The organism is Brevundimonas sp. 01N35, from assembly GCF_056399785.1.
The window spans coordinates 111,664-126,788 of the sequence record NZ_JBFTRZ010000002.1; the positions used below are offsets into that span (position 1 = coordinate 111,664).

The following is a 15,125-nucleotide window of genomic DNA, read 5'->3' on the forward strand; positions in this document are numbered from 1 at the left end:
GCTTCAGGCTCCCGGATCAAGGTCGAGGATCAGGGGCGCGCGGCCCGCCTGTCGCGTGCGCTCCAGGCGCGGCGTCTCGCCGGTCGTCCAGGCAGGCAGGCGGTGCGCGACGCGATAGGCCAGGGGGATGCCCGCTTCGCCCTCGGTGGAGCGGGTCGGACGCGGCGTGGCGACGAATTCGACATCCAGGGCCTCGTCGGTCGCGGTCACGACGGCAAAGCCGTGGCCGCCCATGTCGGCGAACGCCAGGTGAGGCGCGACGTCGGGATTGGTGGCCGCCAGGGCGTCCTCGATCCGACCCGTCGCCTTCAGCGCATAACAGGCCTTCACGCCGTGCCGGATCGCCAGATTCATCGCCGGCTGAACCGGCGCTGCCTCCGTCGGGCGGTGCAGATAGACAGGCGAAAGGGGGCGGTCCAGCGGCAGGGCCGCCTCGGCGGCCTCGAAACTGGACGGCGTCGATATGGAGCCGACCACGAATTCGGCGGCCACGGGCGCGAAGTCGCCGGGGGGCAGTTCGGGCGCCAGGAGCCCCGCGAAGAAGCTGTGCCGATCACCGACCAGGGTGGCGATATTGGTCACGCCCGCATCGCGGATGAAGTCCAGCAACTCGCGTCGCTCGGTCGGGAAACCGCACCAGTCGTCCGTGCCGTAGAGGCCGTAGCCCTCGGACGGCCAGTCCGCCGCCACCTCGTCCGGCAGATTCTGGAAGTCGGTGCGGCGGTGCAGCATGCCGACCGAATTGCCCCACAGCTTCCAGCGGGCGGTCGAGGTGCGCAGGCGCTCCTTGAACCAGCGCTTCTGCTCGGCCCCCAGCATGCTGCCGGGCGTGGCGTCGCGTCGGGGATTGGGCGCGTCCTTGCCGTCGAAACGCAGGGTGGCCGGCGGCGCGCCCTGGGCCCAGGTTCGCCCGGCATCCAGCACGTCGATCACATCCTGCGCCGCGAACCAGGGAAAGCCCCGGACGGCGAAGGGGGCGGCCGCCTCGCTCTCGGCCACGGCCTGGGCGCGGAAAGAGCGGTTGTCGGTCAGGATCAGCTCGATATTGGCGCCCCAGCGCAGGGACCGCGCGATCTTCAAGCTGTTGATCGCGGCCAGATTGCCGGGCTCATGCGACAGGCCGTCGGCGTCGACGGCGTCCAGCGGCGCGTCTGAGACCGTCGGCGCCAGAAACCGCTCCAGCCTCAGGGTCGCGCCGGAAACCCGGGCGGGGATGTATTCGAACCAGGCCTGATTGGCGGCCAGCTTCAGGTTCTGGGCAGGGCGCGATCCGTCGTAGTTGATCTGGCTCTGCCAGCAGCGGTTAGAGAACTCGTGGTTGTCCCAGACGCAGATGAAGGGCCACAGGGCGCGCGCATCCTGGATGTCGGGATCGGCCAGATAGGCCTGATAGACGTGGCGATAGTCGGCGACCGTGGTCGGAACCTGCAGGGCGCCGACGCGGGCGCCGGTCGGCAGCGGCCCGATCTCGCGCACTACGCGGCCCTGCATCGTCGGCTGGTCCTGGGGCGACCAGATCATCTCATAGATGAAGTCGCCCAGGTGCAGGACGAAGCGGATGCGCTCGGCCTTGGGCAGGGCCGCGTCCTCGACAATCATGCGCCGATAGGGGGTGGCGTAGCCGAGGTTGACGTTCTGGCAGCTGACGAAGGCGAAGCGGGCAGGGGCGGCGTCGGTCTCCGCCGGGGCGGTGAAGGTGCGCCCGGTGCGGCTGGCGGCGCCGTCGGCGTCGATGAAGCGATACCAGTAGGCCCGTCCCGGCTTCAGCCCCGCCACCAGCACGCGGCAGGTCCAGTCCGCCGCCACCTCCGGCGTGACCGAGGCGCGGGCGACCAGCCGGCGGAACCCCTCGTCCTCGGCCGTCTCGACCGTCAGGGCACCCTCGACGCCACCCGCGACGGGCGGACGGCGGGTCCACAGGATCACGCTGTCCGGGCGGGGGTCGCCGGAGGCCACGCCCTGGGGGAAGCGATCGGGCGCCGGGCGCACGGGGCGCGATCCAGCGACGGCCGGACCGGCGATGGCCAGCACGGCTCCTAAGGATGCCGCGGCGGCGAGGAATTCACGACGGTCCGAGGCGCTCATGGGCAGGGCGCAACTTCATTCATGGGGGATGGGGCTTCCGTCGGACGTCAGGCCGAGGAGGCTGCGCAGACCTGGCGGGTGCATGCCCGCGACGGTCAGCTGCGGGGCGACTTCACGTTCGGGAGCCGGCAGGGCGTGCAGGCGCAGTTCGGCCGACAGGGCGTAGTGCTGCTGTACCGACAGATAGATGCTGTCGCTCCACAGGGCGTGGCGAACTTCGGTCAGGTCGCGGGTCAGCAGGGCCAGCAGATGCTGGGTCGCGTCGGCGGCCAGCCGCAATTCGGCGCCGGGCCAGCGTTCCAGAACCCGTTCGGCCGTCCGTGAACGGACGACCTGATAGCCGCCGTGCCGTGCCTGGGCGTCGTCATAGACCACGCCAGACACCACCACGCCGCGCTCGACGGCGCGTCCGAGGGCGTCGGCCAGTCGCGCCTCGACCTGAGGGAAGCAGTCGAACAGCAAGGTTTCGGTCGCGGCGTCGATCATCGCCTCGGCCTGGGCCCAGACCTGATCCGGCGAGCGCAGTTGATAGAGGCGATCCTCGGCCTCATGCGATTTCAGGCTCGCCAGGGCGTCTGCGGCGGCTTGGGTTTGGTCCGCGAAACGGGTGTTGAGCGCGGCGATCAACTGATCGGGCGCCACTGCGCGAAACGAGCGCGGATCGCCGCCATCGTCGATGACCGCGCCTTTCTGACTCAGGGTCGACAGGGTCTTGTAGGTGTTGGCCTGCGCTTTCCCGATCCCTTGCGCGATCCGATAGCCGGTCGCAGGGCCGGTGCGCAGCAACTCGCAGTAGGCCAGAGCTTCGGTCTCGGTGAAGCCGAGAGGGATGAGGGCGTCTTCGGGAGCCATGGCATAAACCTATTTGTAATCGCTGCTATCAAAAGTGAAAACGGCGTAATCTGACGCCACAATTTAATCCTTACCATTTTCTCATTTGACGACTAGTCGTTGCTACTAGTCTTCATGGGGCCATGAAGATTCACGCTTTCGCTCTGTCCGCTGCGGCCCTCCTGGCCGCGACCGCGACCGCTTCGGCGGAGACCCCGCCGTCCCCTGAGGAACTGCTGCAACGCCACGCCGCCTGGCGTGGCGGCCCCGCCTTTGAAGGCCTGACGGGGCTGCACCAAACGGGCGTCGTGACCACGACCGGCCTTCAAGGCGTGGCGCAGTGGTGGATCGCCGCCGGGCCCGACGGCGTCCGCCGCGCGCGTCAGGCCTCCGAACTGGGGCCGGTGCACGAGGAGACGGGCGCGACCGAGGGCGACGCCTGGAGCCGCACCATGAGCGGCCAGATCGAAACCCTGTCCCGACTGCAGGCCGAGGACGAGCTGAACGGGGCGGCGTTGATGCTGGGTCTGCTGCCGCGCGGCGCGCGCTCGATCGTGGGCCAGGCCGAAATGCTAGACGGCCGCGCCTGCGCACCCGTGGCGGCGGACGCCGGGCGTCGGCGCTATGAACTGCTGATCGAGGTTTCGAGCGGCGTCCTGTGCGGCGTGCGCGCGTCCTCGCCGGGCAAGAGCCGCACCACCCTCTACTCCGACTGGCGCTGGGTCGACGGCGTGCGCCTGCCCTTCCGGCACGCGGTGGACGATAGCGACGACAACCAGGACGGCCAGATCGTGATCGACAGCCTGTCGCTGAATCCGACGCTGGACGCCGCCACCTTTTCCCGGCCGGAGGCGGCGCGCGTGGTCCGGTTCGATCCGGGGCGGACCGACAGCGGCTGGGTGGATTTCGAACTCTTCTCGCAGCGCCGCATCTTCATTCCGGTGTCCGTTCAGGGGCGTCCTGTCGAGGCCATGCTCGACAGCGGGGCCGAGGTCACGGTGGTGGACCGCGCCTTCGCCGAGTCGATCGGCCTGATCGCCCAGGGCGGGGTCACGGCGATCGGCACCGGAGGCACGGAGACGGTATCCATTGCGCCGGGCTTCGACGTCCGTTTCGGCGAGGCGACGCTGAAGGGCATGACGGTCGCGGTGATGGATTTGTCGGCGATCGCTCAGGCGCTGGGCCGCCCCGTCCCGGTTCTGCTCGGCAAGGAACTGATGAACCAGTCGATCACCGACATCGATTTCGCCGCAGGCCGGATCAGGCTGGTCTCGGCCGAGGGCTTCGCGCCGCCGCCGGGCACGGTCGAGCTGCCGCTGACGCCGGTCGAGGGCCTGCGTGCCGTGCCTATCACGATCGAGGACGGGCCGCCTGTCCTGGCGATGTTCGACCTGGGCAACGGCTCGGCGCTGTCGCTCTATCCCGGCTACGCCGCCGAGGCTCGTCTGCTGGAGGGTCGCCGGGTCTCGGCCGCTATGGCCGGCGGCGTCGGTGGCGCCGCGCCGTCTGCCTTGGTCAGCCTGAGCCGCATCAGCATCGGCGGCTACGTCTTCGCGAATGTGCCTGCCACCTTGCGCACCAGCGGCGGAGTGTGGGCGCGCGACGATGCGGCGGCCAACATCGGCCTGCCCATCTTTTCCCGTTTCCGCCTGATGATCGACTTCGGCGGCGACAGGCTGTTCCTGCTGCCGGGTCAAAACATGTCGGCGCCCTTGGCGCGCAACCGGTCGGGTCTGAACACCGTGATCAGCAACGGCAAGCGGGTCGTTCGCTACGTGGCGCCTGGCTCTCCGGCCGAGGCCGGAGCCTGGAAGGCGGGCGACGTTATCGTCGATATCGACGGCCAAGGCATCGATCCAGAGAACCACTGGGGCGAGGCGGCGGCCGGGCGGACGGTGACCCTGACGCTCGAGGGCGGGGAACGCCGACAACTCACCCTCGCTGACTATTTCTGACGCGGTGCAAGCGGGGCGTCTGATCAGGTCGCGGGGTCTAGGCCTTGTCGCGAATCCGCATCGACCCGCCGTTGCTGGTCTGGACCTCGAACCGCCCCGTGGCGCGAATGAGATCCGACAGCTTGGGGTAACCGTAGCTGCGCTGGTCGAAATCTGGGTACGCGTTCCGGAGGCGATCCCCCAGGCCGCCGACCGCTACCCAGCCGTCGCCGTCCTCGTCCATGTCGGCGATGACAGTGGCGACGAGCCGTGCGGCTTCCGACGCCGGGCGGCGCGCGTCGGACGACCTGAGCGAACGCCCCGCAGGCGCCGCCCCTTCGGGAGCTGCAGAGACGCTGAGGTTTTCAGTATAGATGAACCTGGTGCAGGCTTGGCGGAAGCTCTCTGGGGTCTTCTGCTCTCCAAACCCGTAGACCGCGACGCCTTCCTCGCGAATTCTCGAGGCAAGGCGCGTGAAATCCGCGTCCGAAGACACAAGGCAGAAGCCGTCGAACCGACCGGAGTGCAGCAGGTCCATGCCGTCGATGACTAAGGCGATGTCTCCGGAATTCTTCCCTTTGGTGTTGGCGAAGTTCTGCTGGGGCTGAATGGCGAACCTCGCCAGAACCTTGGTCCATCCGCTCAACTGGGCGCTGGAGAAGTCGCCGTAAATGCGGCGGGCCGACGCCTCTCCGAGCGTGGCTATCTCGGTAAAGAGGGTCTCCGCTATACGGGCGGAGGCGTTCTCCGCATCGATCAGCACGGCCAGACGAGGCGCATTAACCTGAGAAGACATCATCAACTAATACCAAAGCGCCGCCGCCTCGACTCGAGGGGGCTGACCGAACTGCAGGCTGGCGCGCAACTCAGGCGGCGATCAAACGCAAGGACGGCGACGGGGCCGCAACGGCGTCAAGCGAATCGGCGATTCGGGTCAGGAAGACAAGGCGCCGTTCCGCCGCCTGCACCGGATTCGCATCTTTCAACATGACCCGACCGGTGAATTCAGGCGCCACATCTCGAAGCCGGCGGATCAGGGCGTCCAGATGCCCGGGACCCTTGCGCGCATCCATGATCGCCGCGTGGGCGCGAGCGTCGGCAAGACGCTTGTCGACGGCGGCATGGACATCCTGGCCGAGCTCGGACCGGCCGGCCATCTGCACGAAGTCATGGGCGTAAAGGCGGACGTAGGCGTCTTCGATCATGTGGGAACCTCGGGAGGGGCGGGGTGGGGCGGCTGCGCCGATACAAGGGCTAGAAGTCCTTGTGGCCCGCATTAGTCCTGTGAGATGGGGATGATAGGGCTTTGGCGCAACCATCAGGCGACGATCGGGCGCCGCGCAGTAGGTGCCTCTCAACTTTGCCGGGTTAACCTGACAGTGCTGTCCAGATCACCTCGGCGAGCCGGCGGAACGGAGTGTCGGACCTGGCCGTTCAGCTATCCGGTAGAGTGACGAAAATTCCAGGGCTCCTGCGCCCAACACCTTCTCGCTCTCACGTTGCCGATCCTTGCCTGCGAACAGACGGTAAAAGGAGGCTTTTGTGGACCCTGCCGCAACAGAGGCTTACCGCGGCAACGATAGGTTGCTGTACGGAATTATCCTGGGGGTGCTCGCATTCTGGCTGTTTGCTCAGACGACGCTGAACATCGCGCCCACTATGGCCGCCGACCTGCATCTCGAGCAGTCCTTCATGAACATCGCCGTCTCCATCACGGCGCTGTTTTCGGGGATTTTCATCGTCGTCATCGGCGGCCTGGCCGACCGGGTCGGCCGCGTGAAGATGGTGATGTTCGGCTTTGTGTTCTCGATTGTCGGCTCGTTGCTGGTCGGGCTGGCGCCGTCGGGGTCGCTGGGCGGCTCTTTCCTGATGGTGGGCCGGATTTGCCAGGGCCTGTCGGGGGCCTTCATCATGCCGGCCTCGCTGGCGTTGGTGAAGGCCTACTGGGACGGGGCGGAACGCCAGCGCGCCATCTCGCTCTGGTCCATGGGGTCGTGGGGCGGTTCGGGCTTTGCGGCCTTGTTCGGCGGGCTCATGGCCCAGAACATCGGTTGGCGCTGGATCTTCATCATCGCCGCCATCGTGTCGCTGATCGGCATGCTGATGGTGCGCGGCACGCCCGAGAGCAAGGCACCGCCGAAAGAGGGTTACAAGTTCGATCTGCTCGGCGTGCTGACCTTCATGTTCGCCATGGTGGCGCTGCAGATCTTCGCGACCCAGGGCGGCCAGTTTGGCTGGGCCAGCCCGACCTCGCTGTCCTTGCTGGCCGCAGCGCTGATCTTCGGGTTCGCCTTCTACAAGATTGAAAGCAAGAATCCGAACGCCTTTGTCCAGTTCGGCTTGTTCAAGAACCTGACCTTCACCGGGGCGACGATCTCGAACCTGCTTCTGAACGCCACGGCGGGGATCATCATGATCGCCATGCTGGTGCTCCAGGAGGCCGGCGAGATGACAGCCCAGAAGGCCGGCTTGCTGACTATCGGCTACGCCGTCACGATCATGGCGTTCATCCGCGTCGGCGAGAAGCTGCTGCAACGCTTTGGCCCGCGCAAACCAATGCTGTGGGGTGGCTATATCGTCGTTCTGTCGGTCCTCCTGCTGATGCCCACCAACCTGATGCTGGGGACCTATACGGTGCTGGCGATCATCTCGTTTTCCCTGTTCGGCTTGGGCCTCGCGTTCTACGCCACGCCCTCGACCGACGCGGCGATGTCGAACCTGCCCGAAGACCAGGGCGGCGCCGGCGCCGGGATTTACAAGATGGCCTCGTCGCTCGGCGCGTCCTTTGGCGTGGCCGTCTCATCGACGATCTACACGGCGATCGCGGGTCGTAACGAAGGCGTGCGCTGGATCGAGGGCGTGATCACCTTCACCGGCAATCAGACGAACCTCGCCTCGCGCGAGGCTGCGTTCTTCGCGCTGCTGGCCAATCTGGTGATGGTGGCGGTGGCGATCCTTTCGATCCTGATCACCGTGCCCAAGGGCAAGGCCGCCCATCGCGGCTGACCCATCCGGCCTTTTTCATGAAGGAGACGTGAGAGATGACCGCCATCGTCCAAAGGCTGGAACAGAACCGCGGGCTGATGACCGAATGGTTCGAGCATATGCATCGCCATCCCGAACTATCGATGCAGGAAACCAGCACTGCGGATTATATCGCGGAGACGTTGCGCGGGTTCGGCGCCTATGAGGTTGAGACCGGCGTCGGCAAGAACGGCATCGTCGCCTCGCTGAAAGTAGGCGACGGCGACGCGGCGATCGGTCTGCGGGCGGACTTCGATGCGCTTCCCATCCAGGAGCAGAACGACCTGCCCTATAAGTCGAACGTCGATGGCGTGGCGCATCTGTGCGGCCATGACGGCCATTCCGCTATGCTGCTGGGCGCCGCGAAGCACCTGGCCGAGACGAAAAACTTCAACGGAACCGTCCGCCTGATCTTCCAGCCGGGCGAAGAAACCATGCAAGGCGGCCCTGCCATGATCAGCGACGGGCTGTTCGAGCGTTTCCCCGTCGACGCCGTCTTCGGCATGCACAACATTCCCGGCCTCGAGAAGGGCAAGTTCTACTTCCGCCCCGGCCAGATGATGGCCTCCGTCGACAACTGGGAGGTCGAGATCATCGGCAAGGGCGGCCATGGCGGCGTGCCCGAACAGACCATCGACACCGTCGTGGCCGGCTCATCCATCGTCATGGCTATCCAGAGCATCGTGTCGCGCAACGTGGCGCCGGCGCGCCCCGCCATCGTCACGATCGGCGCCTTCCTTGCGGGCAATGCCGGGAACGCCGTGGCCGGCAACGCCATCCTGCGCTTTTCGGTCCGCACCACCACGCCCGAGGACCGCGAGCTGGTGCTCGGCAACATCCGTCGAATCGTCGCCCACCAGGCCGAGTCCTTCGGCTGCACCTCGGAAATCCGGGAAGGCGTGCCCGGCGCGGTGCTGGTCAACGACGCCGGCGAAACCGAAAAGGCCGCCCAGATCGCGCAGGCGGCTTTTGGCGAGGATCAGGTGGTCTATCCTGGCCCGTCCTTCCTGGCGTCCGAGGACTTCGCCTTCATGCTGCAAAAGAAGAAGGGGACCTACTGCTTCCTGGGCGGCGGCCCGGGCAAGATGGTCCACCATCCCGAATACTATTTCGACCGGGAGATCCTGCCCGTTGGCGCGGCCTATTGGGTGGCGCTGACCGAGAGCTATCTTCGGTGATGAATTCCACGTCCCGGCCTCCGGGTTATCCTGACAGCGCGGTTCAGGGTCGACCTGGTGGAACGGGGCGTCGGATTTGGCCATAAGGCCACGCTATCCGCTCCGGTCAGCGTCGCTAGCCGGTTGGCCTGACAAGGGCGGGGGCGGTACTGTTCGAGTTTTCGACCGTCTACTTCCCCGCTAGGCTGTGGCGACGGCCATAAGCCAGGTAGAGGCCGACCCCCGCCAGGTTCCAGATCACGAACCATATCTGGGTTTTCTGCGGCAGGCTGGCGAGTAGATAGAGGCATCCTGCTATGGCGATGGGGCCGACGACCCAGGCGAGCGGCGTACGGAATCCACGCGGAGCCTCGGGCGCACGACGGCGCATGATCAGCATGCAGAGGGCCACGGCGCTGAAGGCGACCAGGGTGCCTGCGTTGGCCAGGGCGACGATTTCATCCAGCGGGAAGAAGAGGGCGATGACGCCGACGACCGCGCCCGTGAACAGGGTGATGCGCACCGGCGCGCCGCTCGACGACACCTTGGACAGGCTGTGCGGCAACAGGCCGTCGCGGGCCATGACGAAGAAGATCCGGCTCTGGCCATAGAAGAAGGCCATGATCACGGTCGGCAGGGTGATGACGGCGGTGACGGCCAGGAAATGGGCGGCGCCGGGCTGGTTGATCTCGCGCAGGATCAGGGCCAGTGGCTCGGGGCTGTTGGCGAAGCGGGTGAATGAGGTCGCGCCCAGCGCAGCCAGGGCGATCACCGTGTAGATGGCCGCGCAGGCCAGCATCGAGCCGATGATGCCGATGGCCAGATCACGTTTTGGATTGCGGGTCTCCTCGGCGGCGGTGGCGATGGCGTCGAAGCCGTAGAAGGCGGAGAAGATGATGGCAGCGGCGGCCATGACGCCGCGTTCGACACCGTCGGCGCTCGTGTTGCGAGCAAAGCCAAAGGGGCTGAACGGCTCCAGGTTGGCGGCGTTGAAATGCGGCAGGGCGAACCAGACGAAGACCGCCAGCGCCGACAGCTTCACCACCACCAGGATCATGGTCAGGCTGGCGCTCTTGCGCGTGCCGGCGATCAGCAGCCCTGCGACCACGGCGATGATGAAGAGGGCGGGCAGGTTGGCGACGCCGCCGGCATGGGGGGCCTGCATCAGGGCCATGGGGACGCCCAGCCAACTGTTCAGCAGCGGGGCGGCGTAGCCCGACCAACTGACGGCCACGGCGCTGACCACCAGGCTGTATTCCAGGATCAGGCTCCAGCCGATGATCCAGGCGACGACCTCGCCCATGACCACATAGCTATAGGTATAGGCGCTGCCCGAGGCGGGGATCATGGTCGCCATCTCGGCATAGGCCAGGGCGGCGCAGGCACAGACGAAGCCGGCGATCAAGAAGGACAGAAGGACCGCAGGCCCGGCCTTGTCGGCGCCGATCCCGATCAGGGTGAGGATGCCGGTGCCGACAATGGCGCCGACGCCCATGGCGATCAGATGCGGCCAACTCAGGGTGCGGGCGAGGTCATGCGCGTCCTGAGCATTGGCTTCGATGCGCTTGCGTACGTTCCAACGGCCCATTCGGGGTTCCTGTGGGAGGAGGCGTCATATTCGACGCCCAGAATGCTAGGCCTCGAAGGCCCGATCGTAAAAGATCGAAGAGGTTGCCTGCCATACCTAAACGGAACATGTGTTGCCCGCTTCGCCCGGATAATCCTTCAACGCCATTTCGGTTGGAGAAAGACCATGATCGACATGAGCGACTCCCTTGTCATTTTCCTGCACGGGGTCGGCAGCAGCGGCGCCTCCCTAGCGCCACTGGCGAACGTCTGGACGAAAGTTCTGCCCGGCGCCGCCTTCGCCGCTCCGAACGGTCCCTTCCCGTTCGATCAAGGCGGCGCCGGGCGGCAGTGGTTCAGCGTCGCCGGCGTCACGCCAGACAATCGCGCCGAGCGCATCGTTTCGGCGCGCGCGGACCTTGACGCCGTGATCCAGGGATTGGTCGCTGATCATGGCCTGGAACAGCGGCTTGATCGGGTCGCCCTAGTGGGCTTCTCCCAGGGGACGATCATGGCCCTCGACGCCGTCGTGACCGGCCGGTGGCCGGTAGGCGCCGTTGTGGGCTTTTCCGGTCGGCTGGCCAGTCCCAAGCCATGGCGGCCGTCGCCGACCCCCGTCCTGCTGGTCCATGGCACGGCGGACACCGTGATTCCTTATGGCGAAGGGCAGGCGGCTGCCGCCTCTCTGGCCGAGGTTGGTGTGCCGGTCGAGACTTTCTGGGTCGAGGGAGGGCGGCACGAGCTACAGGCGGCTGGAGTTGGTGCAGCGGGACTGTTTCTTGCAAAGGCGCTCGGCGAGAAGGCGCGCTGAAAAGGCGAACCGCTATCTGGCCGGATTGATGGTCTCAAGCCATTGATAAGGACCTGGGCTTTGCCACCCCTCTAGAAAAGCCGCGCTCCCAAATCTCTATTATGGAAACAATAGTTCCTGTCATGATCTATTGTTCGCGCAGAAAAGTTCTGCTGAACGTCGAGAATCTGAGCTCTTGCATCCTGTCGCAGGCGATTTAATTGCCCTCCATCCGTCTCATCGAGACAAACTATGCTTGAAGATGGTGCGGGCCGATCTTAGGGTCGTCTATGGTGTAGGCCATTGGGTATGGCTAGCGAAATGCGCGGGGGGTAATATGCGCCTTGTCTCAATGGCGATTGCCGTCCTGACGACGAGCATCCTGACCGCCTGCGGCGGGGGAAGCGGCGGAGGCGGCGCGGCTCCGATCATCCCTGTTACCCCTCCGCCCGGCAACAGCAGCATCAACAATTTGACGGTCAGTCAGACGTTCAACGCGATTGGCAACAACCAGCAGGCTGTTTTCGACCTCGCCAACGGAACCGTTGCATCCACAAGCGGCGGCTCGGCCAATCTGCAGGTGGCTTATGACGCGTCCTCGAAGAGCTATAAGGTCTCCCTGAACACCGAGAGCGCCACCTTCCTTCCGTCGGACCTGAAGTCTACCGTCCAAGGCGAGGCGAAGTATGAGCAACGTAGCGCCGACGGCGTCCAGTTACTGACCCTAGTGACGACGCCCTACTCGAAGTCGGTCAGCAACCGCTATGTGGGCATGGGCCTTTGGCAGCGCTATTCATCGGCGAACGGCCGCCAGAACGACCGCTTCAGCACCTTCGTCTATGGCCTGGATACGCCTGCGTCTGCGATGCCGCGCACAGGCACGGCCCGCTACAACATTGACGTCTTCGGCGTGACGGCCGCCCCTGGCTATGAGCCGGTCGTCTATCAGGGCGAAGGAAGCTTTGACGTGGATTTCCTCGGCGGAGAGTTCGCCGCCCACTCCTATCTGCGTGAAACCGGCTTGCTGACGGGACAGGGCGTTTCCGGCGGCGGCATCGAGATGGCCGCGAGCGGCCGCCTGAGCAGCGGTGACGGCGCCTTCTCGGGCTATGTTACGGTCGGATCTTCCAAGGCCAATACGGCGGGCGATATCTCGGGGCGCTTCTTCGGTCCGGAGAGCGAAGAGGTGGGCGCCAGTTTCAGCGCATCGAACTCGGACGGCGCGACCGCCGTTGGGAGCTTCACGGGACAGCGTGTCGGGGCGGCGGGCGTGAACTTGCGGATGACGGACATTGTGGTCCCGCAACTGTTTTACGCGAGTGGACGCGCCCTTTTGGTCAGCAAGGCCACCCCCTCGAACGCTGTTCGAAGCGTGTCGCAGATCCCGTTGATCGGCCAGTTCAATGATCGGACTAATGGCAACTTCAGCTTCGGCCCCGGCCTATCGTCGATGGCAGGAGGCAACTTCACCTCTGGGGACATTGTCGCAGGCGACGACGCCAACTTCGTCCACTACAGGAAAACCTTCGGCGATCGAGAGGTGCAACTCCAGTTGTACAAGCTCGGATCGGCGAACTCGGAACTGGCGCTGACCTACGTCGGCCTGGGTCGGTGGGCCAGCCAGGTAGTTGAAGTCGCGGAAGTTCAGCTTCAGCGGCACCACTTCGTTTACGGACTGGTGACACGCGACAGCATGCTCACCCGGCGCACGGGCAGCGCCCGCTACGAAGGGGTCGTCTATGGCACCGGAGCCAATCGGACGACCGGGGCCATGTACGATGTGGGCGGCACGTCGAACTTCGACGTGGATTTCTCAAAACAAACCTATACGGGGGCCCTGGTACTGAACGGCAAGACGCAGGGACAGCCGCTTGATTTCGGTCGTTACGAATTCGGCGGGCGCCTCTTCTGGAATGGCAACACCGGCTCGATCATCGAAGGGAATGCGGAGATCGGCCAGATCAACACCCGCTTCTACGGCCCGACCGGAGAAGAACTGGCGGGCGATTTCCACATCTATGCGCCCGAGCGCGTGCAGGCCGGAGGGCTGGTTATCAACGGCGTGACCGTGGCGCGTCGTAAGTGACGCCGAAAGGAGGCGGGCGAAGCGTCCGCTGGCATCGTAAGGCTTGCTGGGGACTAGCCGCAGCAGCCTTGATCGCCGCCGCCCCTGGCGCCGTCAGGGCGCAGGACGTGGTGGAGGGGGTCCGCGCCGCCCAACTCTTCGCGCTGGCCGATGCCCGAATGGCGGTGGGTCAGGCCGTGGACGCTCTCGTCATTTACGAGGCGCTCGCCAGGGACGCCGACGCCGATATTCGGGCCGAGGCGCGCTATCGGCACGGGCTCCTGCTGGCTGACATGGGCCGATATTCCGAAGCTGCGGTGATGTTCCGCGCCCTGCTGGACGAAAAACCGGACGTGCTGGTGGCCCGGCTGGAGTTGGCGCGGATGCTGGCCGCCTTGGGACGTGAGAAGGACGCGCGGCGCGAACTGCGTCAGGCCCGGGCCTCGGGCGTGCCGGAAGAGGCCGCCGCCATGGTCGATCATTTCGCCCGGGCCCTGCGCAGCGAAAAGCGCATCGGGGGCGTCTTCGAATTCGCCGTCGCCCCCGACAGCAACATCAATCGCGCGACTGAAGCCCGGACCCTGGACACGGTCATCGCGCCCTTGACCCTGTCTGACGATGCGCGGGCGCGCTCCGGAGCCGGGCTTCGCAGCATGACTCAGGTCTTTGGGCGGATACCCATGGCAGAGGGGTGGTCGGTCCTTCCGCGCGGGGCCGTGCAGGGCAGCGTCTATCGGCAGAGTCAGTTTAACGATGTCTCCGCCTCGGCGCTTCTGGGCGTGGAGCGGCGGGGCGAACGCAACCGCTTCACCGCTTCGGTCGGCCAGACCTGGCGCTGGTTCGGAAACGAGCCCTACGCTCAAACGTCGGCGTTGGCGTTCGACTGGGTGCGGGCGATGGACGCACGATCGCAGCTGATCACCTCATACAGCGTCAGCGACGCTCGATACGACACCAACGCCCTCCAGGATGGAAACATCTACGACTTGTCGGCGGCCTATGAACGGGCGCTGGACGCGCGCTCGGGCGTCTCCGCTTCTGCCTCGATCACCCGACAAGGCGCTGTCGATCCCGGCTATGCGACCTGGGCGGGGGGGCTGACCCTGGGAGGATGGCGCGAGACGCGATGGGGGACGGCCTTTGTCTCGGCGGGCCTGCGCCGTACAGAAGGTGACGAACGGCTGTTTCTCTTTCCCGATAGGCGTCGCGAGTGGCTCGCCACGGGCCGTCTCGGCATGACTTTCCGCTCCCTGACGGCTTACGGTTTCGCTCCGACTGTCCGCATCGCCCTAGAGCGTAACGATTCTACGGTTGGAATTTACGACTATCGTCGGGTGGCCGCCGACATCGGCGTGTCGCGGGCGTTCTGACAATGGTTCATCGTTAGGAATTAGCGGAAAGACTGCCGCAAGGAGGCTTGGTCGCGGGGACTATTGGAATCTGCTTCGAAGCAACGAGCCAATGTCCAGACCCTACGCTGAGCCGATTTGCACCCCCCGAGCCACAGCAGGGCGGGGGCAATCGTCAGTCAGCGACTGACGGCGTGGCGGTGCTGCCAGTCCAATGCGAACGTGTCTCCAGCAGGTGCGGCGCTACCGTCACCCCGTTTCGCTTGGCAGAGCTTGAGAGCATGGAGGCGCGTCCGTGATTGTCCAAGGGCCGGTTGGGGGCGC

The 15,125-nt window shown here is 65.7% G+C and carries 11 protein-coding genes; 6 read left to right on the forward strand and 5 right to left on the reverse strand.

What is annotated here, in order from left to right; genetic code table 11:
* Window positions 1-3: 3 nt before the first annotated feature.
* Both AC1DJ5_RS02225 and AC1DJ5_RS02230 read right to left on the reverse strand, forming a co-directional pair.
* Window positions 4-2,085: an alkaline phosphatase D family protein gene (locus tag AC1DJ5_RS02225; protein ID WP_477019537.1), complete on the reverse strand. Its 2,082-nt coding sequence runs from the start codon at window positions 2,083-2,085 to the stop codon at window positions 4-6.
* A gap of 15 nt (window positions 2,086-2,100) precedes the next feature.
* Window positions 2,101-2,937: a TrmB family transcriptional regulator gene (locus AC1DJ5_RS02230; RefSeq protein WP_477019538.1), complete on the reverse strand. Its 837-nt coding sequence runs from the start codon at window positions 2,935-2,937 to the stop codon at window positions 2,101-2,103.
* Window positions 2,938-3,059: 122 nt separating this feature from the next.
* On the opposite strand from AC1DJ5_RS02230, the gene AC1DJ5_RS02235 reads away from it, so the two are divergent.
* A complete protein-coding gene (locus AC1DJ5_RS02235) occupies window positions 3,060-4,871 on the forward strand; it encodes an aspartyl protease family protein (RefSeq protein ID WP_441453502.1) in 1,812 nt (603 codons plus the stop codon).
* Window positions 4,872-4,908: 37 nt separating this feature from the next.
* On the opposite strand, the gene AC1DJ5_RS02240 is transcribed toward AC1DJ5_RS02235, so the two are convergent.
* Both AC1DJ5_RS02240 and AC1DJ5_RS02245 read right to left on the reverse strand, forming a co-directional pair.
* Entirely contained in the window at window positions 4,909-5,649 is a 741-nt protein-coding gene (locus AC1DJ5_RS02240) for an NYN domain-containing protein (RefSeq protein WP_441453500.1), read from the reverse strand.
* A gap of 67 nt (window positions 5,650-5,716) precedes the next feature.
* Entirely contained in the window at window positions 5,717-6,055 is a 339-nt protein-coding gene (locus tag AC1DJ5_RS02245; RefSeq protein WP_441453499.1) for a hypothetical protein, read from the reverse strand.
* Window positions 6,056-6,434: 379 nt separating this feature from the next.
* On the opposite strand from AC1DJ5_RS02245, the gene AC1DJ5_RS02250 reads away from it, so the two are divergent.
* Both AC1DJ5_RS02250 and AC1DJ5_RS02255 read left to right on the forward strand, forming a co-directional pair.
* A complete protein-coding gene (locus tag AC1DJ5_RS02250; RefSeq protein ID WP_477019539.1) occupies window positions 6,435-7,856 on the forward strand; it encodes an MFS transporter in 1,422 nt (473 codons plus the stop codon).
* Window positions 7,857-7,891: 35 nt separating this feature from the next.
* Window positions 7,892-9,052, forward strand: coding sequence for a M20 aminoacylase family protein (locus tag AC1DJ5_RS02255; protein ID WP_477019540.1), 1,161 nt, complete (start codon window positions 7,892-7,894; stop codon window positions 9,050-9,052).
* Window positions 9,053-9,221: 169 nt separating this feature from the next.
* Here AC1DJ5_RS02255 and AC1DJ5_RS02260 read toward each other — a convergent pair whose 3' ends face one another.
* On the reverse strand, window positions 9,222-10,619 hold the full coding sequence (locus tag AC1DJ5_RS02260; protein ID WP_477019541.1) for an amino acid permease: 1,398 nt from the start codon (window positions 10,617-10,619) through the stop codon (window positions 9,222-9,224).
* A gap of 165 nt (window positions 10,620-10,784) precedes the next feature.
* On the opposite strand from AC1DJ5_RS02260, the gene AC1DJ5_RS02265 reads away from it, so the two are divergent.
* The 3 genes from AC1DJ5_RS02265 to AC1DJ5_RS02275 all read left to right on the forward strand — a co-directional run bounded on the left by AC1DJ5_RS02265 (window position 10,785) and on the right by AC1DJ5_RS02275 (window position 14,822).
* The gene (locus tag AC1DJ5_RS02265) at window positions 10,785-11,408 is read left to right on the forward strand and encodes an alpha/beta hydrolase (RefSeq protein WP_441453491.1); all 624 of its coding nucleotides are present in this window, start codon (window positions 10,785-10,787) and stop codon (window positions 11,406-11,408) included.
* Window positions 11,409-11,739: 331 nt separating this feature from the next.
* Window positions 11,740-13,473, forward strand: coding sequence for a transferrin-binding protein-like solute binding protein (locus tag AC1DJ5_RS02270; protein WP_477019542.1), 1,734 nt, complete (start codon window positions 11,740-11,742; stop codon window positions 13,471-13,473).
* 68 nt (window positions 13,474-13,541) lie between these two features.
* On the forward strand, window positions 13,542-14,822 hold the full coding sequence (locus AC1DJ5_RS02275; protein WP_477019543.1) for a surface lipoprotein assembly modifier: 1,281 nt from the start codon (window positions 13,542-13,544) through the stop codon (window positions 14,820-14,822).
* Window positions 14,823-15,125 lie beyond the last annotated feature (303 nt).

Excerpts from the sequence above, each read along its gene's own strand:
- AC1DJ5_RS02270 (WP_477019542.1), top strand. The coding sequence starts at position 11,740 with ATGGCGATTGCCGTCCTGACGACGAGCATCCTGACCGCCTGCGGCGGG.
- AC1DJ5_RS02225 (WP_477019537.1), bottom strand. The coding sequence starts at position 2,085 with ATGAGCGCCTCGGACCGTCGTGAATTCCTCGCCGCCGCGGCATCCTTA.
- AC1DJ5_RS02260 (WP_477019541.1), bottom strand. The coding sequence starts at position 10,619 with ATGGGCCGTTGGAACGTACGCAAGCGCATCGAAGCCAATGCTCAGGAC.
- AC1DJ5_RS02265 (WP_441453491.1), top strand. The coding sequence starts at position 10,785 with ATGATCGACATGAGCGACTCCCTTGTCATTTTCCTGCACGGGGTCGGC.
- AC1DJ5_RS02235 (WP_441453502.1), top strand. The coding sequence starts at position 3,060 with ATGAAGATTCACGCTTTCGCTCTGTCCGCTGCGGCCCTCCTGGCCGCG.
- AC1DJ5_RS02245 (WP_441453499.1), bottom strand. The coding sequence starts at position 6,055 with ATGATCGAAGACGCCTACGTCCGCCTTTACGCCCATGACTTCGTGCAG.
- AC1DJ5_RS02240 (WP_441453500.1), bottom strand. The coding sequence starts at position 5,649 with ATGATGTCTTCTCAGGTTAATGCGCCTCGTCTGGCCGTGCTGATCGAT.
- AC1DJ5_RS02230 (WP_477019538.1), bottom strand. The coding sequence starts at position 2,937 with ATGGCTCCCGAAGACGCCCTCATCCCTCTCGGCTTCACCGAGACCGAA.
- AC1DJ5_RS02255 (WP_477019540.1), top strand. The coding sequence starts at position 7,892 with ATGACCGCCATCGTCCAAAGGCTGGAACAGAACCGCGGGCTGATGACC.